General features: G+C 63.0%; 21 protein-coding genes. 8 read left to right on the forward strand and 13 right to left on the reverse strand.

The genetic code is table 11. The features are described from left to right. From yihA to ACK4FH_RS02680, 3 genes are all read left to right on the forward strand, one after another. On the forward strand, nucleotides 1–699 hold the full coding sequence (yihA, locus tag ACK4FH_RS02670) for a ribosome biogenesis GTP-binding protein YihA/YsxC (RefSeq protein WP_409810978.1): 699 nt from the start codon (nucleotides 1–3) through the stop codon (nucleotides 697–699). 25 nt (nucleotides 700–724) lie between these two features. Beyond that, a complete protein-coding gene (gene argB / locus ACK4FH_RS02675) occupies nucleotides 725–1627 on the forward strand; it encodes an acetylglutamate kinase (RefSeq protein WP_409810980.1) in 903 nt (300 codons plus the stop codon). A gap of 75 nt (nucleotides 1628–1702) precedes the next feature. Further along, nucleotides 1703–2704 carry a DUF1036 domain-containing protein gene (locus tag ACK4FH_RS02680; protein WP_409810982.1) on the forward strand — a complete coding sequence of 334 codons (1002 nt, stop codon included), beginning with the start codon at nucleotides 1703–1705 and terminating at the stop codon, nucleotides 2702–2704. An 8-nt stretch (nucleotides 2705–2712) separates the two neighbouring features. Here the strand turns inward: ACK4FH_RS02680 and ACK4FH_RS02685 are convergent, their stop codons facing one another. Continuing rightward, entirely contained in the window at nucleotides 2713–3984 is a 1272-nt protein-coding gene (locus ACK4FH_RS02685; protein ID WP_409810983.1) for a DUF2336 domain-containing protein, read from the reverse strand. A gap of 115 nt (nucleotides 3985–4099) precedes the next feature. On the opposite strand from ACK4FH_RS02685, the gene ACK4FH_RS02690 reads away from it, so the two are divergent. Then, complete coding sequence (locus tag ACK4FH_RS02690; protein WP_409810985.1) at nucleotides 4100–4828, forward strand: pyrimidine 5'-nucleotidase; 729 nt, start codon at nucleotides 4100–4102, stop codon at nucleotides 4826–4828. Here ACK4FH_RS02690 and mutL read toward each other — a convergent pair. The 7 genes from mutL to ileS form a co-directional block, all read right to left on the reverse strand. After that, the gene (gene mutL / locus ACK4FH_RS02695; RefSeq protein ID WP_409810987.1) at nucleotides 4811–6622 is read right to left on the reverse strand and encodes a DNA mismatch repair endonuclease MutL; all 1812 of its coding nucleotides are present in this window, start codon (nucleotides 6620–6622) and stop codon (nucleotides 4811–4813) included. The genes ACK4FH_RS02690 and mutL overlap by 18 nt on opposite strands. A gap of 5 nt (nucleotides 6623–6627) precedes the next feature. Beyond that, entirely contained in the window at nucleotides 6628–7962 is a 1335-nt protein-coding gene (locus tag ACK4FH_RS02700) for a glucose-6-phosphate isomerase (RefSeq protein ID WP_409810989.1), read from the reverse strand. Nucleotides 7963–8080: 118 nt separating this feature from the next. Beyond that, on the reverse strand, nucleotides 8081–9457 hold the full coding sequence (locus ACK4FH_RS02705; protein WP_409810990.1) for a M16 family metallopeptidase: 1377 nt from the start codon (nucleotides 9455–9457) through the stop codon (nucleotides 8081–8083). Continuing rightward, nucleotides 9454–10818, reverse strand: a complete 1365-nt coding sequence (locus ACK4FH_RS02710; RefSeq protein ID WP_409810992.1) for a M16 family metallopeptidase — start codon at nucleotides 10816–10818, stop codon at nucleotides 9454–9456. Before ACK4FH_RS02710 ends, ACK4FH_RS02705 begins: the two co-directional genes overlap by 4 nt. A gap of 85 nt (nucleotides 10819–10903) precedes the next feature. Continuing rightward, nucleotides 10904–11506 (reverse strand): DUF3035 domain-containing protein, encoded by a 603-nt coding sequence (locus ACK4FH_RS02715; RefSeq protein WP_409810994.1) that lies wholly within the window; start codon nucleotides 11504–11506, stop codon nucleotides 10904–10906. Between the two features lie 37 nt (nucleotides 11507–11543). Next, nucleotides 11544–12086, reverse strand: coding sequence for a signal peptidase II (lspA, locus tag ACK4FH_RS02720; protein WP_409810996.1), 543 nt, complete (start codon nucleotides 12084–12086; stop codon nucleotides 11544–11546). Nucleotides 12087–12097: 11 nt separating this feature from the next. Then, complete coding sequence (gene ileS / locus ACK4FH_RS02725) at nucleotides 12098–14977, reverse strand: isoleucine--tRNA ligase (RefSeq protein ID WP_409810998.1); 2880 nt, start codon at nucleotides 14975–14977, stop codon at nucleotides 12098–12100. Nucleotides 14978–15218: 241 nt separating this feature from the next. Between ileS and ACK4FH_RS02730 the strand changes: the two genes are divergently transcribed. Next, nucleotides 15219–15998, forward strand: coding sequence for a transporter substrate-binding domain-containing protein (locus tag ACK4FH_RS02730; protein ID WP_409811000.1), 780 nt, complete (start codon nucleotides 15219–15221; stop codon nucleotides 15996–15998). Between the two features lie 188 nt (nucleotides 15999–16186). Here the strand turns inward: ACK4FH_RS02730 and ACK4FH_RS02735 are convergent, their stop codons facing one another. The 4 genes from ACK4FH_RS02735 to ACK4FH_RS02750 all read right to left on the reverse strand — a co-directional run bounded on the left by ACK4FH_RS02735 (nucleotide 16187) and on the right by ACK4FH_RS02750 (nucleotide 18322). Beyond that, nucleotides 16187–16474 carry a GIY-YIG nuclease family protein gene (locus tag ACK4FH_RS02735; RefSeq protein ID WP_409811002.1) on the reverse strand — a complete coding sequence of 96 codons (288 nt, stop codon included), beginning with the start codon at nucleotides 16472–16474 and terminating at the stop codon, nucleotides 16187–16189. Nucleotides 16475–16545: 71 nt separating this feature from the next. Continuing rightward, nucleotides 16546–16974 (reverse strand): PaaI family thioesterase, encoded by a 429-nt coding sequence (locus ACK4FH_RS02740; RefSeq protein WP_409811004.1) that lies wholly within the window; start codon nucleotides 16972–16974, stop codon nucleotides 16546–16548. Further along, nucleotides 16974–17843: an oxaloacetate decarboxylase gene (locus tag ACK4FH_RS02745; protein WP_409811006.1), complete on the reverse strand. Its 870-nt coding sequence runs from the start codon at nucleotides 17841–17843 to the stop codon at nucleotides 16974–16976. The genes ACK4FH_RS02740 and ACK4FH_RS02745 overlap by 1 nt, the downstream gene beginning before the upstream one ends. Continuing rightward, nucleotides 17840–18322 carry a MarR family winged helix-turn-helix transcriptional regulator gene (locus ACK4FH_RS02750; protein ID WP_409811008.1) on the reverse strand — a complete coding sequence of 161 codons (483 nt, stop codon included), beginning with the start codon at nucleotides 18320–18322 and terminating at the stop codon, nucleotides 17840–17842. The genes ACK4FH_RS02745 and ACK4FH_RS02750 overlap by 4 nt, the downstream gene beginning before the upstream one ends. A gap of 73 nt (nucleotides 18323–18395) precedes the next feature. Here ACK4FH_RS02750 and ACK4FH_RS02755 point away from each other — a divergent pair, with 73 nt between their 5' ends. Both ACK4FH_RS02755 and ACK4FH_RS02760 read left to right on the forward strand, forming a co-directional pair. Further along, complete coding sequence (locus tag ACK4FH_RS02755; RefSeq protein WP_409811010.1) at nucleotides 18396–19040, forward strand: carboxymuconolactone decarboxylase family protein; 645 nt, start codon at nucleotides 18396–18398, stop codon at nucleotides 19038–19040. A 4-nt stretch (nucleotides 19041–19044) separates the two neighbouring features. After that, nucleotides 19045–19572 (forward strand): VOC family protein, encoded by a 528-nt coding sequence (locus ACK4FH_RS02760; protein ID WP_409811012.1) that lies wholly within the window; start codon nucleotides 19045–19047, stop codon nucleotides 19570–19572. A gap of 3 nt (nucleotides 19573–19575) precedes the next feature. On the opposite strand, the gene ACK4FH_RS02765 is transcribed toward ACK4FH_RS02760, so the two are convergent. Then, nucleotides 19576–20190, reverse strand: a complete 615-nt coding sequence (locus ACK4FH_RS02765; protein WP_409811014.1) for a cupin domain-containing protein — start codon at nucleotides 20188–20190, stop codon at nucleotides 19576–19578. 104 nt (nucleotides 20191–20294) lie between these two features. Here ACK4FH_RS02765 and ACK4FH_RS02770 point away from each other — a divergent pair, with 104 nt between their 5' ends. Next, nucleotides 20295–21620 carry an aspartate aminotransferase family protein gene (locus ACK4FH_RS02770; RefSeq protein ID WP_409811016.1) on the forward strand — a complete coding sequence of 442 codons (1326 nt, stop codon included), beginning with the start codon at nucleotides 20295–20297 and terminating at the stop codon, nucleotides 21618–21620. Nucleotides 21621–21677: the final 57 nt, after the last annotated feature.

Genomic DNA, 21677 nt, shown 5'->3' on the forward strand with positions numbered 1-21677 from the left:
ATGACAGTGGAACCGGCGCAGGAAAATCCGTTCGACACGCCGGACATCGAAACGGGACGATGGCTCTTTGCGCAACCTTGCGAATTCGTTCGCGGCGTTGTCGACATGGAGGGCTTGCCCGCGACGGTGCTTGCGGAGGTTGCCTTCGCCGGCCGGTCGAATGTCGGCAAGTCGAGCCTCATCAATGCGCTGACCGGGCGCAAGACGCTCGCGCGCACATCAAACACGCCGGGGCGGACGAAGGAGCTCAATTTCTTCTCGCTGGGAGCCGCGGGCAAGGCCGCCATCATGCTGGTCGACCTGCCGGGCTACGGCTATGCGCGCGAAACGAAAACCCGCGTGAACGACTGGACCGCGCTCGTGATGTCCTATCTCAGGGGCCGGGTCCAGCTGCGCCGGGTCTTTGTGCTGATCGACGCGCGGCACGGGCTCAAACCCAATGACCATGAAGTGATGGACATGCTGGATGAGGCGGCCGTCTCCTACCAGATCGTCCTGACCAAGACAGACAAGCTGAAGACCGGCGAAATCGATATCCGGCTCGAGGAAGTGCGGGGCGCGTTGCGCAAGCACGTCGCCGCCCATCCGCGCATTGTTGCGACCTCCAGCGAGAAGGGCACGGGCATCGCGGAACTGCGGGCGGAGGTTGCCTCACTGGCCGATCCGGCGCAGCTGGGGTATAAACCGCGGAGCGAATGACGCGACGCGAGCAGGGCCAGGAGCGATGCCGGACACGACGAAAAGCGACGATACGAGACTGGACAGGGCCCGCGTTCTTTCCGAGGCGCTGCCTTTCATGCAGCGCTACGACAAACGTACCGTCGTTGTGAAATATGGCGGCCATGCGATGGGCGACGAGGCGCTGGGCGTGGAGTTTGCCCGCGACATCGTGATGCTGAAGCAGGCGGGACTCAACCCCATCGTCGTGCATGGCGGCGGCCCGCAGATCGGCGCAATGCTGAACCGGCTCGGTATCAAGAGCGAGTTTTCAGGCGGCCTCAGGATTACCGACAAGGCCACCGTCGAGATCGTCGAGATGGTTCTGGCCGGCTCGATCAACAAGCAGATCGTGGCGCAGCTCAATCAGGCGGGTGGGCGGGCCGTCGGACTTTGCGGCAAGGACGGCAATCTCATCGTCGCCCGCAAGGTGGAGCACAAGATCCACGATCCGGAATCGAATATCGAAAAGATTCTCGATCTCGGTTTTGTCGGCGAACCGGCGAAGATCAATACGCAAATTCTCGACGTCATCCAGAAGTCCGATATCATTCCGGTGATCGCGCCGATCGGCGTGTCGGAAGACGGGCACACCTACAACATAAATGCCGACACGGCGGCTGGCGCCATCGCTGCGGCGATGGGTGCAGCGCGGTTGCTGCTCCTAACCGATGTGAGCGGCGTGCTCGACAAGCAGGGGAAGCTCGTCGAGGAACTTACGCTCGATGAGGCGAAGGCGCTGATGACGGACGGTACGATCTCGGGTGGCATGATCCCGAAACTCGAGACCTGCATCGAGGCCGTCGAGGGAGGTGTCGAAGCGGTGGTCATTCTCGACGGGCGAGTGCGCCATGCCGTTCTGCTCGAGCTTTTCACCGAGCATGGCGCGGGAACGCTCATTCAGCGCTGACGGCCAGGCTCACTGCTTTCCCCCCGCCTTTCATGGATGCTAGAATTTCCTCGTTCGGGGGAATGAATGATATCCATGAAGACAATACTGCAGATCGCCGCTGCCGCTTTGCTTTGCTGGCTCGCCCTGCCGGGTGCGGCGCATGCCGACTATCAATTCTGCAATCGCACGAGTTACGTCCTCGATGCGGCGATCGGATATTCGTCAGACGACATATGGAAAAGCCGAGGCTGGAAGCGGTTGCTGCCGGGCAGTTGCGAAACGATGCTGGAAGGCCCGGTGGACGACGGCGAATACTACGTCTTCGCCCGCTCCTTCGATGCGCACAAAGGCAGCATCAAGTATTTTTCGGGCAATACCAGCTTCTGTATCGTGGAAGCGCCGTTCGAGATCGAGGGCCGGGAACAATGCGCAATGCGCGGCTTCGATGCGGCCGATTTTCTGCGGGTCGAGACGAAGGCAGGTGCGAGCTGGACGACCAGCTTTTCCGAAGCGAGCGAATACAGCGCCGAGGACTCGCGCATTGCCGGAGCGCAACGCCTGCTTATGGATCTCGGCTTCGCGCTGAAGCAGGTGGATGGCATTGCAGCGAGCAACACGTTGCGAGCGGTTCATGCTTTCCAGCGGTCGGCGAACCTGACACAGACCGGCGCGATCGACGAAGTGTTGCTGGCCAATCTTACTTCGCGCGCCATAGCGGTTCACCAGAGCGTCGGCCTCGATTTCTGCAACCGTACGGCGGAACTTGTCTGGGCAGCGGTCGGCTTTCGCAACGGCGCCGAAGACATGTCGAGCGGATGGATTAGGATCGATCCGGGCAGTTGCCGCAAGGCGATCAAGGGGAAGTTGACCGAGGAGGCCTACTATTTCTATGCCGAGGCCGTCGACGATATGGGCGCCATCGTACAGAGGTACGGTGCACCTCTGATCTGGAGCGGTGATCGGCCCTATTGCACCAAATCGACACGGTTCGAAATACGCGGGCGCGAGCGTTGTGCGGCGCGTGGCTTCGACGAACGGACCTTCAAGCGCATCGAGACATCAGGGGAAGCCTTCCTCGAGATCACGCTGGACTAGCTCAGATCTCAGGGGCGGTTTGTGTCTATGCCGAAATATTGCAGGTGCCAGAGAAGTTCGCTTTCCGCCAGCGGATAGTCGATGCCTTCGCTGGGCAAGACGAGATTTGCCGCCGGCACATGCGCGATATGGGCCTGAATGGACAGCGCGGTGCGCATTGAAAGCCCGGCCTTCCAGCACAAGGCGGTAATGCCGCGGCCGCTTTTTGCGTCGAGCACCATCTCGACCGTGCCCGGCGTGACGCCGGTGAGAAGGGATAGAGCCGTCACGACAGGCTCGCGCCGCGCCATCGTGGCGGTGCCGGTTACGATATCATCGCCGAGATCGCCTTTCGCATAGGCCTTGCGCACGGCCTCTACCGTGACGGGCTTTCCGGCGGCGTCGATTTCAGCCTCGAGCGCGGCCTGAGCCCGCGCCTTCAGCGCCTGCTCGGTCTCTTCATCAAGGCCATTTCGGCGCGATAGCTCGTCCACCAGCGCACGGGACACAAAAGTCGAAATGCGCCTGATCGCGCGAAGCGATAGATCGGTACGCATGACGAGCGGCCGGTGCCAGCTTTCGATGGCGGAGGCCTGAGCAATCACACGATCCAGTGTCTGCTCGCGGATTTCCGCACTCGGATTGGCGAGGAGAGCCGCGATCGCGGGAATGTCGAGCGAGGCGGCGACGGCCTCTGCCACATCGCCGCTGAGGCCCTTGCGATGCGCGATGGCTTCTATGGCGCCGCGAACGCGCGTCGTTGCGACAATCTCGATCAGGTCTTCGTCGGAGAGAAGCGGCGAATATTGAAGAATGGAGCCGCATACGGCGATTTCCGCGTCATGCGCGAGACGGAGCGCGAGCCGTTTGGGAATGGTGTGGCAGGCTGCGACCTCGCGCGCGATCACGGCGCGCACCCGCGGCAGTTCATCCTCGGCCAGGCGTTCGAGCAGCGTGATCGTCTTCTGCTGGAGTGCGGTGAGCTCGCCTTCCGGCATGTCCGGCATGAGGCGCGCGATCTTGCGCGCAAGCTCCGCGCGAACATCGTCGTCCGCGTCGGTTCTCAGCAGTTCATTGGCCTGATGGGGCGTTGCCGGATTGGCGGCGACCAGCCCCCTCACCTCTTCATCGTCGTCGCAGGCAAGATAGTACAGCGCCTCGGGCGGCGCATCGTTGCGGGCAGCAAGCTCACGTTTCGCCGCGAGCTGATGGCTTTCAAGCACATGGCGCGCGTCTTCGTAGCGCAGCTCCGGTGGGAGCTTTCGCCGGCCGAACAGACGGGACAGCAAGCCGAGCGCCATTCCTGCTCCGGGACTTCAAGTGTCAACAATCCCTGTCAGTGTCCGGCCCGCCTTCTTAATACTCGATTAATCTCCGGCCCTTGCCTTGCCGCTTCGGAGGCGGCACAAATGTGCCATGCAGAGACCTGACAATTCCCCGGCAAGTCGCGGCTTCGACCATGTCGAAACATGGGTTTTCGACCTCGACAACACGCTTTATCCGCCCGCTTGCGACCTCTTTGCGCAGGTCGATCGGCGGATGACCGCCTTTATCGGGGAGTTTCTCGGCGTTGACCCCATTGAAGCAAAGCGCATCCAGAAGGATTTCTACATCGAGCATGGAACCACGCTTTCCGGCCTGATGACGGTCTACGGGATGAAGCCCGATGCGTTTCTCGATTTCGTGCACCGGATCGATGTGTCCGCCGTCTCGCGCGACGCGGCGCTGGGCGATGCCATTTCGCGGCTGCCGGGCCGGAAGGTGATTTTCACCAATGGCTCCGTCGCCCATGCCGAGAATGTCGTGCGTCAGCTCGGTATCGATCATGTGTTCGACGGCATATACGACATCGTGACGACGGCCTATGAGCCGAAGCCGCGGCGTCGAGCCTATGAGCGTTTTGTAGAGGCGAGCGGCATCGAACCGTCGCGGGCCGCCATGTTCGAGGATATTGCCCGCAATCTCGAAGTCCCGCATGAGATCGGCATGACCACCGTCTGGGTGAGGCCCGGCATTCAGGGCCCGGAGCGCCATCACCAGATTTCGCATGAAGGCGCGGAGGGCCCGCATATCCATCATGTCACGGAGGAGCTGACCGGCTTTCTCCATGCGGCCTGCCTTTCGCCCTCAGCGGCGGCCAAATAACCGCTCTATATCTGCGAGCTTCAGTTCCACATAGGTCGGGCGGCCATGATTGCACTGGCCGGAATGGGGCGTTGCCTCCATCTCCCGCAGCAACGCGTTCATTTCATCGGCGGTGAGCCTGCGCCCCGCACGCACCGAACCGTGACAGGCGATGGTGCCGCAGACTTCCTCGAGCCGTTCCTTGAGCGAGAGCGCTTCATCGAGTTCGGCAAGATCGTCGGCCAGATCGCGCACAATGCCCTGCACGTCGAGCTTGCCGAAAATGGCCGGCACCTCGCGCACGACGACTGCGCCGGGGCCGAATGACTCCAGCACAAAACCAAGATCGGCAAGATCGTCCGCACGGGCGGCAATCCGCTCGGCCTCCGCCTCATCGAGATCGACCACTTCCGGAATGAGGAGAATCTGCCGGGCGACACCTTTCTCCGCGATCGCCTTTTTCATTCTCTCATAGACGAGGCGTTCATGCGCGGCGTGCTGATCGACGATGACGATGCCGTCGGCCGTCTGTGCGATGACATAGGTCTCGTGCAACTGTCCGCGGGCGACACCAAGCGGCATGTCCGGCGCGGACCGAGACGGTTCGGGTAGCGATGCTTCCTCGACGCGCGCGGCGTGGCCGCCGAGGCCTGCGAAGGCCCCCTGCCAGGTGCCCGCTTCTTCAGCGAAGCCCGGCCGCGGCGGCGGGGACCAGCTATGCGCGGGCGTATAGGCAGGGGACTGCGTTTCGGGGCGGAGCGCACCGAGCGCCGCGCCTGCCACCGTCGTCGAGGCGCGATGTCCGGCTTCCGCCAGGGCGCGCTTCAGAGCGCCGACGATCAAGCCGCGCACGAGACCTGCGTCGCGGAAGCGGACTTCGGCCTTCGCCGGATGCACATTCACATCGACATCGCGCGGATCGAGATCGACAAAAAGCGCCACGGCAGGATGCCGGTCGCGAGCGAGGAAATCCGCGTAGGCGCCGCGCACCGCGCCGACAATCAGCTTGTCGCGCACAGGGCGGCCATTCACGAAAAGGTACTGCATCTGTGCGGTGCCGCGATTATAGGTCGGCAGACCTGCAAAGCCGCGAAGCCCGATCCCTTCGCGCATGGCGTCGATCGCAAGCGCGTTGTGCTCGAAGTCGCTTCCCATCACGGCACCGAGCCGCGCGAGCCTGCCACTTTCGCCCGGCAGTTCCGGTTCGAGGCGGAGCATGTTGCGCCCACCGCCTGTGAGCGTGAAGCCGACTTCCGCATGTGCCATCGCGAGCCGCTTCACGACGTCCGATACCGCCAGCGTTTCGGCGCGCTCACTTTTCATGAATTTGAGGCGGGCGGGGGTTGCATAAAAAAGATCGCGCACCTCGATCTGCGTTCCGGCGCGTCCTGCCGACGGCTCGACCGCACCGACACGGCCACCTTCGACGACAATGCGATGGGCAGCCGCGCCATCACGCGGGCGGCTGACGATCGAGAGCCTCGCCACGGCACCGATGGATGGCAAGGCCTCGCCGCGGAAGCCGAGCGTCGCAATATCATGCAGGTCTTCGCGGCCTTCATCGTCCAGCCGGAGCTTCGATGTAGCGTGGCGCTCGACCGCAAGCGCCATTTCCTCCGCGTCCATGCCGATGCCGTCATCGATGATCCGGATCAGATCGCGGCCGCCGCCCTCGATCACGATGTCGATATGGCGGGCGCCGGCATCAAGCGCATTCTCGACAAGCTCCTTCACCGCGCTTGCCGGGCGCTCGACCACTTCGCCCGCGGCGATGCGGTTGATTGTTCCCTCGCTGAGGCGGCGGATGCGGCTCATCGCTGTCAGGCTTTCTCTTCGGCGAGATAGGATTTCGCGAGAATCTTTCCTTCCTCGACGGCGGGCTGATCGAAGGGATCGACGCCGAGCATGCGGCCGGCAATGATCGTTTCCAGCATGAAGTGCATGAAGAGCGCGCCGAGCGTCCGCTCATCAAGCGAGGGCAACGAGAACTGCCTGACAGGGCGGCCATTCCTTGCCAGCGTATCGGCGGTCGCGCGCTGCTCGGCATCGACAAGGTCGCCCACCTTGTGGCCGCCAAGGAAAGCGAAGTCCGTCTTCGCCGCGATACCGGCAAGCGCTTCCGGTCCCCTCCCCTTCGTGTCGGTCAGGAACATGGTGAAGAGCTTGTCCTTCGGTCCGGCAAGCCAGAGCTGCAGCTGGCTGTGCTGATCGACGGGCCCGAGGGCGCGTACCGGCGTCGTGCCCTTGCCGTCCTTGCCGAGGCTTTCCGCCCAGAGCTGGCAATACCAGGCAAGGAAACGATCGAGCCGGTCGGCATAGGCGGCAACGACCGACATGGCGATGCCCTTCTCGCGCATCATCGCAACCTGCAGCGCCGCGCCTGCGGCGGGCGCGCTGTCCTCAGCCGATGCACCGTCGAGGATTGGCTTCAGCACAGCCGCCGCACCATGCCGGATCGCCTTCATGTCCAGTCCAATCAGCCGCGCCGGCAGCAGGCCGACATTGGACAGCACCGCGTAGCGGCCACCGACGCCCGGATCGTGCTCCAGCGTCGGGAAACCGTTTGCTTCAGCAAGCGCGCGCATCGGGTTCGGCTTGCCGTTCTTCGCCGGCTCGGTGAGCACGGCGAAGTGATGTTTCATGTATTTGCCGCCGCCTGCCTTTTCGAGCGCACCCATGGCGGCGAGCGTCTGGATGGCGGGCTCGACTGTGCCTCCCGATTTCGAGACAACGAGAAAGCGCGTGGTGCGGAGATCGAGATTGCCGAGCACGGCTTCCATTGTCGTGGCATCGAGATTGTCCGGGATATGGATATGCACGCCCTTCTGCTTGTGGGCCTGCGTACCCCAGCCCGTGAGCTGCGCCAGTGCCTGTGCACCAAGCGCGGAGCCGCCAATGCCGAAGACCACAATGTCGGTCGTGTTGTTGAGGATCTGCTCGGCCACCTCGTCGATCCGCGCAAGATCGTCGGTCCGGGCGGGCAGGCGCAGCAGCGGCAAGGCGCCGCTATCATGCGCCTCGCGCAGCCAGCCGAGCGCCGCATTCGCTTCGGAGAGAGCGGCCTTGAACTTTTCGCGGGAAAGCCCCTGCTCGCCGATACGATCGGCGAAACAATTGTCAATCGATTGGCGATAAGGCAGGTCAGTGGCGGCCATTCGAGGTCAGGTCCGAAGCAAGGGATGAAACCGGGCTAGCTGAATCGCGCGGGCGCTTGCCGAGCGTAACAAGAACATCAACGCGCCACCAGCGGGCCTGTTCCAGCCGGAAAGCGCGTCAGAAGGGCGCGTCGCCCGGATGACCGGGCGCGGCGGGGCGCATGTCATCGTCCTCCGGAAGGTCCGGATCCGGCGAAAGGTTCGGCTTTCCGACAATCGCAACGATCATGTTTTCCGGCTTGAGGAGACGCTTCGACACACGGGCAATATCCTCGGTAGTGACTGCCTCGATGAGGCCGTTGCGGCGTTCGACATAGTCGATGCCGAGATTCTCGAGCTGAATACCGAGCAATTGCGAGGTGATGGAGCGGTTGGTCGTGAAGCGCAGCGGATAGGAGCCGGTGAGATAGGTCTTTGCGTCGTCAAGCTCTTCCTGCGTTACACCCTCCTCCACCATACGTGCAAGCTCGCGGCGGACGACGGCCAGCGTTTCGCCCACGCGCTCGTTTTTTGTGCCGACTTCACCGAAATAGAAGGCCGCGCGGTCGTGCGGGCTGAGATAGGTGCTGACGGAATAGGCGAGGCCGCGCTTGACGCGCACTTCTTCCATGAGCCGAGATGAAAAGCTGCCGCCACCCAGCATGTAATTCATGATGAAGGCGGGAATGAAGTCTTCATCGTCGCGCGGCAATCCCTGCATGCCGAACAAGATAACGCTTTGCGGGAAATCCCTTTCCACGACGATCGTTTGTCCGCCTTCGGGAAGTTCGATGCGGGCGATCTCCGGCAGATTTGCCTTCTCGGGCAAGGCACCAAATGTCCGGTCCAGCAAGGGACCAAGCTCCGCAGGCGAGATAGCGCCGACGACTGCTATCTTGAGGTTGTCGCGCGCGAGGACGCGGCTGGCAAATTCCATGAGATCGTCGCGCGTGATGGCACCCAACGTCTCGGGCGTTCCTTCGGACGAGCGCGCATAGGGGTGATCGCCCAGCGCCGCCTTGTACCAGCTATCGCTTGCGATCCATTCCGGCCGGTCGCTGTTGCGCGCGATGACGACGCCGATCTGCGCCCGGATGCGCTCGATTGCATCTTCCTCGAAACGCGGCTCGGAAATGGCAAGCGAAAAAAGCCGGAACGCTTCGTTGCGATGTTCGGCCAGCGTCGAAAGCGAACCGGCAAAATTGTCGCTCTCGGCAGAGAACGACATGCGCGCCGCGATGTCTTCGATCCGCGCCTGAAAGGCTGCGGCATCGAACTCGCCGGCCCCCTCATCGAGCAGTGAGGATACCAGGTTGGCTGTGCCCGCCTTTTCTGCCGGATCGCTCGCCGAGCCGCCTTTCCAGGCAACGTCCATGACGATGAGCGGGATGGAATTTTCCTCGACCAGCCATGCCTCTATACCGCCAGGGCTGACCACGCGCTCGATATTCATTGCGGCGGCGGGGACGAGGCTCGCCGCCGCAAAGAGGAATGCGAGGAAGGCAGTGCGGATCACGAATCGCCTCCCGGCAGGAGTTCGCCCGTGACCGAGGGGTTGTTCTCGAAGACAAGGCGGGCGGCCCGCATCACATCTTCCTTCGTCACACGGCGAACACGATCCGGCCATTCATGTATCTGCTCGACGGTCAGCCCTGTCATGAGGCCTTCGCCATAGGCATAGGCCATGGTCCGCTGGCTGTCGCGCGCATAGATGGCGCTGGCCGCGATCACGGTCTTGGCGCGGGCAAGTTCTTCATCGTCGACGCCGCCTGCGAGCAGGCGCGCGATTTCGGCCTCTATCGCGGCTTCGAGACTGGCGAGATCGCCGCCAACGCGGGGCAAGGCATAGATGCCGAAGCGGCCATCGTCGAGGCGGTTGCCCTCGTACCAGCTCTGTACGCCGCTCGCGATGCCCTGTTCGACGACGAGCGCGCGGTAGAGGCGGCTCGTCGTACCCCGGCCGAGGATTTCTGCCAGCACGTCGAAGGCCGGCTGATCCTTCGGTTCCGCTTTGCGATAGCTCGGGGCGGGAAGGAAACGGATCCATGTGGCCTGCGTCACGCGCGGGTCGCGCCGTTCGAGGCGTACATCTTCCTCAGGCCAGATGGCCTGCGCACGATCGCGGATGAAGGTGGGCGCACGCTCGGCGATAACGCCATAATATTTCTCGGCGAGCGGGCGCAGTTCCGCCGCCGTGATGTCGCCCGCCACGATAAGCGTCGCATTGCTCGGCGTGTAGAAGCGCGCATAGAAGTCGAGCGCATCTTCGGTGGTGAGGCCGGCGATCTCTTCCATATGGCCGATAATGTCGCGGCCGTAAGGGTGGCCGCCATAAAGCGCCGTGCCCATGTCGGACTGGAGCATCGCCACCGGATTGTTCTCGATGCGCATGCGGCGTTCTTCCATCACCACATCGCGCTCGGGCAGCACCTCGGCATCCGTCAGGACCAGATTGGTCATGCGATCGGCTTCCATCTCCATGATGAGGGGGAGCCGGTCTTTCGCGATCACCTGGAAATAGGCGGTGAAATCAAAATGGGTGAAGGCGTTGTCCTGCCCGCCATTGTGCGCGACGATGCGGGAGAACTCACCCGGCGCAATCTTTTCCGTGCCCTTGAACATCAGGTGCTCAAGGAAATGCGCGAGGCCCGTCTTGCCCGGCGTCTCGTCGGCGGCGCCGACGGCGTACCAGACCATATGGGTGACGACGGGGGCACGGTGATCGGGGATCACCAGCACATTCATGCCATTTGAGAGCGTGAAACTTTCGGGCGGCGAGCCTGCCGCCTTGCCGCTACCGCCGAAGATGAGCCCGAGCCCCACCGCAAGAAGAAGGGCGGCAAAGGGCAAGGCGGCGAGATAGCGGAGACGGGTCACTCTTCCTCGAACGGACATAGGGGTGCGGCAAAACCGTGAAAAGGCGGACGGCCATGCGGGCCGTCCGGCGCGGCGGTGCTACGGCCTAGAAGATGCCGGAGAGCCAGCCTTCCTTCTTTGGCGTGACGGTCGGCGTTTCGCCGTCAGTCACGGGCTTGCCTTCGGCTTCGTTCTGCTGGAGGCGCTGCGACTCTTCCGCCGGGTTCACCAGACGCTCATCCGGCGGCGTGCCGGGCTTGCGCCAGAAGATCACATCGTCGACGAAGGTCTTGTCGCGCTCGACCAGCGAACGGGTTTCGGCGTTCACGACCTGACGGATGCGCGGATCGGCGGCGGCGCCGCCCGACTGCTGCAGCAGCGCCTGCTCGCCAGCCGACATGGAGGGCGAGACCTCGGCGGTCAGCGCCTGTTCGCCGATAATCGCGCGCTGCGCGGAGGCGGAAGGCTGAATTTCCATTTCCTGCGGGCGCGGGGCGCCGGGCTGGGGCGGACGCAGCGAGTAGTCCGGCGGAATGACCAGCGGCGCCTTGGTGACGATCGAGAATTCGTCCGGCGCGGACTTACCATAACCGAGCGTATCCCGGAGGCTTTCGCCGCCGCAGCTTGCGAGCGCCAGGGAAAGACCGGCAAGCACGCCCGCCTTCGCGGTCCAGCCAGCACGCCGGGAGATTTTCGCTACTTCGCTCACGTCGCAGTCTCCTCAAGAAACGCTTTGGTTCAGGCCATTATCGTGGCGATTTTCCGCCCGATTCTTCGTTTTTGGCCCCGCCGGCAAGGCCCGGCCATACCGATTCAAGGATGATGAGGCCAACGCCCACCGCTATCCACACATCGGCGATGTTGAAGATATACCAGTAAAAGCCGAAGGCATGAAAACTAAAAAAGTCCGCCACAGCGCCATAGGCGATGCGGTCGTAGACATTGCCGATGGCGCCGCCAAGGACGAGGCCGATGGAGACGGCCGTCAGCTTCAGATCGACGCGGGCAAGCCAGAGTGCGAGGCCGAAGCTCACCGCCAGCGCGAAGCTGACGAGAATGACAACGCCGGTGGTGGTCTCGGCGGCGAAGAGGCCGTAGCTCACGCCGCGGTTCCAGGCCATGACGAGATCGAAGAAGGATGTGACCTCGACCTTGCCGCGCGAGGCGATGTCATAGACATGGAGCATCCACCATTTATGGAGCCGGTCGGCGAGGAAGCCCGCCAGAGCCACGGCAAAGCCCAGAAGCGAGAACGGGCCCCAGAAGGTTTCGCGGCTCAGGCGGTTCATTCCTTGTCCTCTCAGCTTTTGGCGGCGCGGGCATCGAACTCGCGGACGGCGGCGGCATCCCGGAGCGAAAGATCGGGATAATCCGGGTCGCTGCCGACTTCGGGCAGGATACGCCACGAGCGCGCACATTTGCGGCCTTCGGCGAGTTTCGGCACCACGGCAACGCCGGGCACTTCATCCAATCGCCAGGCATCGGCCGGGCCTTGGCCTTCGATGAGCTGCGCCTGGCTGGTGATCGCGATTTCGGCGAGATCGACGCCCTTCATCGCCTCGATGAGTTCGGGCCGCGAGACATAGACATCGGGAGCGGCCTCGAGGCTCGCGCCGATGCGCTTTTCGCGGCGTTCGACTTCAAGCGCGCCGGTGACGGCGCGGCGAAGCTCGCGGACCTTCTTCCATTTTTCAGACAGGGCATCGTTCCGCCACTCGCCCGGTATTTCCGGGAAGATGCGCAGATGCACCGAACCATCTTCCGAGGGGAAGCGGGCGAGCCAGACTTCTTCCATGGTGAAGCAAAGGACCGGGGCAAGCCAAGCCGTCAGGCACTCAAACAGATGGTCGAGAACCGTGCGGCAGGCGCGGCGGCGGAGCGAGGACGGCGCATCGCAATAGAGCGCGTCCTTGCGGATGTCGAAATAGAAGGCCGAAAGCTCGACATTCATGAAATTCGACAGGGCCTGCGTGACGCGCTTGAAGTCGTAGTCGTAATACGCTTTGCGCACCAGTTCATCAAGCTCGGCGAGGCGGTGGAGGATGACACGCTCCAGCTCCGGCATGTCGGCGACGGCGACGCGCTCTGCATCATCGAAGCCCGAGAGGTTGCCCAGCAGGTAACGGAAGGTGTTGCGCAGTTTCCGATAGGCCTCGACATTCGACTTGATGATGTCGTTGCCGATATTGTGATCTTCCCAATAGTCGGTGGAGGCGACCCAGAGGCGGAGAATGTCGGCGCCGTTCTGTTCCACGATCTTTTGCGGGGCGATGACGTTGCCGAGCGACTTCGACATCTTGCGGCCCTTCTCATCCATGGTGAAGCCATGGGTGAGAACCTGTTTGTAAGGCGCGCGGCCGCGCGTGCCGCAGCTTTCGAGAAGCGATGACTGGAACCAGCCGCGATGCTGGTCGGAGCCCTCGAGATAGAGGTCGGCGGGCGATGGCATGCCGCGGCCTTCAAGCACGAAGGCGTGAGTGGAGCCTGAATCGAACCAGACGTCGAGAATGTCGGTGACTTTCTCGTAGTCGTCCGCCTTGTACTTGTTGCCGAGGAATTCCGATGCCGGGCGCTCGAACCATGCGTCGGCGCCTTCCTTGGCCACTGCATCGACGATGCGGGCGTTGACTTCCGGGTCACAGAGCAGCGCGCCGTCATCCTTACGGACGAAGAGCGTCAAGGGCACGCCCCAGGCGCGCTGGCGGGACAGCACCCAGTCGGGCCGCGTCTCGACCATCGAATAGATGCGGTTGCGATTACGCGCAGGGACCCAGCGGACCTTCTCGATTTCTTCGAGCGCAACCTGACGGAAAGGCTTGCCGCCAGCCGCCTCGATCGGTGCCTCCATCGAGACGAACCATTGCGGCGTGTTGCGGAAGATGAGCGGGGCCTTGGAGCGCCATGAATGGGGATAGGAGTGCGTCACCTTGCCCTTGGCGAGAAGCGCGCCTGCCTTTTCCAGTTCCTCGATCACGGCGGCATTGGCGTTGCCTTCCTTGCCCTGCCGCGTCAGCACGAACTTGCCCCCGAAAAGCGGCACGTGATCGTAATAGACGCCTTCCTCGTTCACCGTGTCGGGGATTTCCTTCGCGCCGAAATTCTCGACCCAGATGAAATAGTCGTCCTGACCGTGGCCGGGCGCTGTGTGGACGAAGCCGGTGCCGGCCTCTTCGGTGACGTGATCGCCGGCGAGAAGCGGCACCGGGAAGTCGTAGCCTTGACCGTTGAAGGGGTGCTTGCAGACAGTCAATGCGAGAGAGCTCGCAGGCACGTCTTCGAGCCGCGTCCATTCCTCGATCTTCGCGTCTTTCTTCACCTGTTCGGCAAGTGCGTCGGCGAGCACGAGCTTCTCGCCCGTCGCCTTCACTTCATAAAGTCCATAGGCGATTTTCGGCGAATAGGAGATGGCGCGGTTGGCGGGGATCGTCCAAGGCGTCGTCGTCCAGATGACGATGGATGCGCCTTGCAGGGCATCGCCCTTCACGACGGGAAACTTCACCCAGATCGTGTGGCTCTGGTGGTCGTGATATTCGACTTCGGCTTCGGCGAGGGCGGTCTTTTCGACGACCGACCACATGACGGGTTTCGAGCCGCGATAGAGCGAGCCGTTCATGAGGAATTTCTGGAATTCCTCGACGATCTTCGCTTCGGCATCGAAGGACATGGTGAGGTAGGGATTGTCCCACTCGCCGGTGACGCCGAGACGCTTGAACTCCTCGCGCTGGACATCGACCCAGTGTTGCGCGAATTCGCGGCATTCGCGGCGGAACTCAAGCGGGGGCACCTCGTCCTTGTTGAGCCCCTTCTTGCGGTATTTCTCCTCGATCTGCCATTCGATGGGCAGGCCGTGGCAATCCCAGCCGGGCACATAGGCCGCGTCCTTGCCCATCATCTGCTGCGAGCGGACGACGAGGTCTTTCAGGATCTTGTTCAGCGAATGGCCGATATGGATGTTGCCATTCGCGTAAGGCGGGCCGTCATGCAGGATGAAGGTCTCGCGGCCCCTGGCGCTTTCGCGCAGGCGCTTGTAGAGGCCGAGCTTTTCCCAGCGGGCGAGCCATTCGGGCTCGCGGGCGGGCAGACCTGCCTTCATCGGGAAATCGGTCGCGGGGAGAAAGATCGTGTCGCGGTAGTCGCGGCCAGTCGACGTTTCGCCGGTGGATTTTTCTTCAGTGGACATGAATGGTCCCAGCTATACGGGGTTGCGCGATCATGGAAAAGGGAAGAACCCGGCTCCTGCCCCGGAGCGCCCGGAGGGGCGCTTTCAGCGGCAGGCCGGGCCTGTAATTCGCGCGATGATGGCGGGGCGGCGCCCGCAAAAGGACGATGTCTTCATGGGGCGAGTTTCTAGCAGCCGGCCCCTTAACAGTCCAGTAAAGGGGCGGCTTTCGGGGCTTTGCGAGGCGGCCTATGATGGGCGCATGACCCGGATTCGCGCCCTTGCCGCCCTCTTCCTCATCCTTGTCCTCGCCGCACCCGCGCAGGCCCGCTGGGAGGGGAGCCCGGTGCTTGAGCGGATCGCCGCGCGGGGCGAGGTTCGCGTCGGCCTCACCGGGGACTACAAGCCCTTTTCCTGGGAGGAGCCCGAGGGCGAGTTCCGGGGGCTCGATGTGGATCTGGCGGAGGCGCTCGCCCGCGATCTCGATGCGCGGCTCGTGATCGTGCGGACGAGCTGGCCGACGCTGATGGATGATCTCGCCGCCGGAAAATTCGATATCGGCATGGGCGGCATCACCGTGACGGAGGCGCGGAGCCAGGTGGCCTACTTCTCCGACCCGATCCTGGCCGACGGGAAGGCGCCGGTGGCGCGCTGCGAGGACAGGGAGAGGTTCCGCACGCTGGCAGAAATCGACCGGAAAGGCGTGCGCGTCATCGTCAATCCGGGGGGCACGAACGAGGCATTCGCGCGAGAGAACATCACGCGCGCGACGCTGATCCTGCACAGGGACAATGCAACCGTGTTCGAGGAAATCGCGGCGGGGCGCGCGGATGTGATGATTACCGATGCAATCGAGACGCGGATCGTCGAGCGCGAATATGACGGGCTCTGCGCGACGAACCCGGACGCGCCTTTCACGCAGGCAGAGAAAGCCTATCTCATGCCGCAGGACGAGGTCTTCAAGACGCGGGTGGATGACTGGCTCGGGCGGCTTGAGGCGATCGGCGCGTTGCAGGGCATTATTCAAAAGTGGCTCCAATAGATGAGCGTTGGCCGTTTTCCGCGGCCGGTGCGCTTTGATTTCAGTGCGTGGAGCTAATATGGGGGCGCTGCAAGGGAAGGGGATAAGTTTATTTTGGGGGGTGTTTGGGCCTCCTCCTCAATGATGTCATGCCCGGGCTTGACCCGGGCATCCAGAAGGCGCGGCAGCGCCGTCCCTCTTCGCAAGACTCAGAAAAACTCTTCGTACATATCGCGCCAAGAAGGATTCATCTCCTCGATCAAGGCGAGCTTCCATGCCCGCGACCAGTGCTTGAGGTTCTTCTCGCGCTGGATTGCGGCGCGAGCTTCGCTATGCACCTCGTACCAGACGAGATGTTTCACGCCGTAGCGGCTCGTGAAGCCCTTGCTGATTTCCTCGTGGTGTTCTGAGACGCGGCGCTGAATGTCGTTGGTGACGCCTGTGTAGAGCGTTCCATTGCGCCCGCTTGCGAGGATGTGGACGTAATAGTCCTTCACATGCGCCTCGCCCGAAGCCCCTGGACCCCCGGGTCAAACCCGGGGGTGACATGTTTGTTTTTGTCTCTTCCTCACGCGGCGATAATCCGCTCCACCGCCCTTGCCTTCAATGCCAGTTTTCCATCGCCATTGGTGAAGGTGGCCTCCACATAGGCCTGCGTCTTCGAGACGTTCACGACATGGCCTTCGCAGGCGAGGATGCCGTTTGTCACGGGGCGGAAGAAGTGCATCTGCAAATCTGACGTCGTGAAGTTCTGGTCGTCCTTCAGCATGGTCATGAGCGCAAAGGAGCAGGTCTGGTCGGCGAGCGTGGCGAGATAGCCGCCGAAAACGGCGACGGGGTTCATGTAAGCCGGGTCGACCGGCCAGTCGTAGCGGATGCGGCCGGGCTCCAGCACGGTGAGCTTGCCCGCATAGAGATTGAGCGCTGTCACATGGGGCGGCGCCTTTTCCATTTCGCCCGCCTCGATCCGCTTCAGAATATTCGCCCAGCTCGGCATCACTTCCCCGTCTTCTCATTTATCGCTGCCGCATCGGCGAGCATGTCATGCAAGCCGATGAGTTCATTGTAGTGCTGGAAGGTGACGCGGGGCTCGGCTTCAGGCAAGCCCTCGCCTTTCAGGAGCGTTGCATAGACCTCTTGCAGGCGGGCGGTGACGGCGAGGAGCGCCGAGACGGGGAAGAGCGCGATCCTGTAGCCGAGCGCCTCCAATGCTTTCGCGCCGAGATAGGGCGTCTTGCCGTCTTCCACGATATTGGCGACGAGGGGAACGCCCTTGAATGTGTCCGCGATTTTCCGCATTTCCTTTTCGTCGCGCGGGGCCTCGATGAAGAGAATGTCGGCGCCGGCTTTCAGGAAAGCCTCGCCGCGGCGAAGCGCCTCGTCCAATCCATGCGTGGCACGGGCATCCGTCCGCGCCATGATCTTGAAGCTCTTCTCCGCGCGCGCATCCGCCGCCGCGCGGATTTTCGCCGCCGCTTCCTCGACGGGCACGACTTCCTTGCCTTCCATATGGCCGCACCGCTTCGGAAAGACCTGATCCTCGATCTGGATGCACTGGGCCCCCGCCTGTTCATAGGCGCGGGCGAGGCGCGCGGCATTGAGCGGGCCGCCATGACCATTGTCGCCATCGGCGATGACGGGCACGGGCGAAGCGGCAGCGGCGATGACGCGGACGCGCTCCATCATTTCGGCGGCGCTGACAAGGCCGATATCGGGCAGGCCGAAGCCCGCGCCCGCGACGCCGAAGCCCGTCATGTAAACGACTTCCGCGCCTGCCTGGGCGGCGAGCTTCGCGGAAAGCGCATCATAGGCGCCGGGCGCGACGATGAGGCCGGGCTGTTTCAGACGTTCATCGAGGCTTGTCATGCGCTTTTCTTCTTTCTTTCCTTCGCCTTGCCGACGCCTTTTTTGCCGATGACTGGCGCCTCGCCCCAATCGGCGCTGACGAGGCGGGCGAGATCGTCCACCGCCTTGCGGCCGAGGTTTTCTTCAAGCGCGGCTTCAAGCGCCATCACGATGTCGAGCGCCTCCTCGCGCATGACCGCACCTTCGGGCGCGAAATGGACAAGCTTGCAGCGGGCATCCTCTGGATCGGGCTCGAGATAGACAAGGCCCTTGGCTTCCAGCTCACGAAGCGCCGTGTTGACCGACTGGCGGGTGACACCGAGAAGGCGGGCAAGCTCCGAGGGGCGGCGGATGCCGGCATGGACGTAGACCATGCACATGGATTCAAGCCGGCGCACACCGCCATGACCGCGGATATCGAGGCTTTTCTGCAGCGCGGCATCGAACCAGATGAAGCGGTTCAAGAGCTGCGCCATCAGAAGGCCGGGCTTTCGCGCCATCGAAGAAAACTCCGCTTGAGGTGTTTGTCAGTTTATCTTACATTTTTCCCGGTCATGCAACGGGAGGTGAGGCATGCCGAGACTGAGGCAGGTCGCGAAAGCGGACGCAGATCCCTTCGCGCAACAACTCTACAAGGTGCTGTTCGGCGAGCGAGACCCTGTGAAGGAACCGGGCACGGCGACGGGGACGCCCGGCAACTGGTGGACCGTGTTCGCGCTGGTGCCGGATGCCTTCAAGCATACGACCGAGGGCTTCCAGTTCTATCGCAGCCCGAAGCGCAAGCTCGATCCGAAGCTGCGCGAACTCGGGCAGATCCGTGCGGGCTTTGCGCGCGGGTCGCAATTCGTGTTCTCGCAGCATTGCAAGGCCTGCCGCGATGTGGGCCTCCGCGAAGAACAGATCACGGCGATACCGCATTGGCCGATCGCGGATTGCTGGTCGCCCGTCGAACGCGCGCTGCTTGCCTATACGGACTGCCTGGTGCTGCAGGGCGGGCGCGTGCCCGACGGGATTTTCGACGAGATGAAGAAATATCTCTCGGACGAAGAGATACTCGAATTCACCTACATCACCACGACCTATGAGATGCATGCGACGATGTCGCGCGCGCTCAGGCTCGAATATGACGATGTGGACGAGCGCGTCGTCGAGATTGCGGCGCCGGAGGGAAGCTCCAACGACGTCATGAGCATGGTCGACGCACAAGGGAAGGAATAAAGCGATGGGCTATCATCATCTGGCGCTTGCCGCGCGCGACATGAAGGCGATTCATGCGTTTTACGAAGGCGTGATGGGTTTCGAGCTTGTGAAGGTGGAAGTGGGACCGGCGCCGGAAGGCGGCTGGGCCAAGCACTTCTTCTACCGGATGGAAGACGATTCGAAATTCATCGCCTTCTGGGAGATGCACGATATTCCGGGGACGGAGGGTTTCGAGACCAGTCTGTCGAAAGCAGCCGGTGTGCCCGACCATATCAACCACATTTCCTTCGATGTGAAGGACCGGGCCGATCTCGACCGCCGCCGCCAGCAATGGCTCGATGCGGGGCTCGATGTGCTGGAGATCGATCATAACTGGTGCCACTCGGTCTATACGAAGGACCCGAACGGCAATTTCGTGGAGTTCTGCCTGACGACCGGCAGCTTCACGAAAGAGGACCGGGAGACGGCGCTGGCTGCACTCACCGCCGAGAAGCCCGACTTCTCGAAGCCGCCGGCCAATGTGCAGTTCCACAAGCCGAAGGCCGCGTGAGGCTCAGAAGCTCGGCGGTGTGCAGGCGGAGACGATGACGCAATCCACCGTTCCGGGATTGTGGAAGCGGTGGGGAAGGCGCGAGTCGAAATAGTAGGCATCGCCGGGCACGAGGCGGCGGACCTCGCCGCCGACGGTAAGCTGCAGCACGCCGGAAATGACGATGCCGCATTCCTCGCCTGCATGGGAGAGCATTTCCTCGCCCGTGTCGGCGCCCGGCTTGTACCGCTCATGCATCATCTGGATGGCGCGGCCACGCGTGTCGCGCCCGACGAGGCGGAAGGAAACGTCTCCGCCCGCGATCTCGCGCAGTTCCTTTGCGGCGTAAAACACCTTGGCGCGTGGCTTCAGGTCCAGCGTCAGGAAATCCGCAATCGAGATCGGGAAGCCGCCCAGCACCTTTTTCAGCGAGCCGATGGAAGGGCTAATGCGGTTCTGCTCGATGAGGGAGATGGTGCCGTTCGTGACCCCGGCGCGCTTGGCGAGTTCGCGCTGGGAGAGGCCATACATCTTGCGCAGCTCGCGGAGCCGCGCACCGATATCCTGCCCCTCCGCTTCGCCCTCGCCTGCCCCGGCCTCGCCGCCGGCGCCATGCGCCCGTCTGAAATCCCCTGCCATTTGTCTAATTTACTAAACAGGCTGCCCAGAGTCACGCGGGAGAGCGCTTGCTTTCCGGGGCGCCCGGACTTTCAATCGCAGAAAATCCTGAACGGAGGCCCGCGATGAGCGCCGATACCACGCCGAACGATCTCGAACCCTTCTGGCTGCCCTTCACGCCGAACCGGCAGTTCAAGCGGGAGCCGCGCCTGCTCTCGCGCGCGAAGGACATGTATTACTACAAGCCGGACGGGACGGCAGTGCTCGACGCGACGGCGGGGCTGTGGTGCTCAAATGCCGGGCATTGCCGCGAGCCGATCGTGAAGGCGATCCAGCAGCAGGCGGGCGAGCTCGACTTCGCGCCGTCCTTCCAGTTCGCGCATCCCAAGGTCTTCGAACTCGCAAGCCGCGTGGCGGCGCTGGCGCCGGCCGATCTCGACCATGTGTTCTTCTGCAATTCGGGATCGGAAGCAGCCGACACGGCGCTCAAGATTGCCATTGCCTATCACCGCGCGAATGGCGAGGCCTCGCGCACCAGGCTCATCGGCCGCGAGCGCGGCTATCACGGCGTCGGCTTCGGCGGCATTTCGGTGGGCGGCATGGTCGCCAACCGGAAGTTCTACGGGCCGCTGCTCGCGGGCACCGACCACCTGCCGCACACCTATAACCGGGCGGAGCAGGCCTACACGGTGGGCGAGCCGGACTGGGGCGCGCATCTTGCCGACGAATTGCAGCGGCTGGTCGATCTTCACGATGCCTCGACCATTGCGGCGGTGATCGTGGAACCGATGGCGGGCTCGACCGGCGTGCTGCCGCCGCCCAAGGGATATCTCAAGCGGCTCCGCGAACTTTGCGAAAAGCATGGCATCCTGCTGATCTTCGACGAGGTCATCACCGGCTTCGGGCGGTTGGGCCATGCGACGGCGGCAGAACGCTTCGGCGTGACGCCCGACATTCTCACCTTCGCGAAGGGCATTACCTCCGGCACGGTGCCGATGGGCGGCTGCGTGGTGCGCAAGCACATCTACGAGGCTTTCCAGACGGGGCCCGATCATGTGATCGACCTTTTCCACGGCTATACCTATTCCGGCCATCCGCTTGCCGCCGCGGCGGCGCTTGCGACGCTCGACCTTTACCGCGACGAGGGATTGTTCGAACAGTCGAAGGAGATGGAGCCGAAAATGGCTGCCGCTGCGATGGGCCTCAAGGGGCATGCGCTGGTGCAGGACATCCGCACCATCGGTTTCGTGGCGGCGTTCGACCTTGCGCCCGTCGAAGGGCTGCCGGGCAAGCGCGGCTTCGATGCGATGCGGGTCGCCTTCCATGACGAGAACATGATGGTGCGCGTGTCGGGCGACACGATCGCCTTCTCGCCGCCGCTCATCGCGGAGGAAGAACACCTTGAGGAAGCCTTCTCGAAATTCCGCCGCGTGCTCGACAAGATCGGCTGAGCGGGAGCCGCGACGCCCTGCCGCAGGGGGCCGTGATTGGAAGGGGGCGGTGCCGTC

The sequence above is a fragment of the Parvibaculum sp. genome, from assembly GCF_046297875.1.
GTDB lineage: Bacteria > Pseudomonadota > Alphaproteobacteria > Parvibaculales > Parvibaculaceae > Parvibaculum.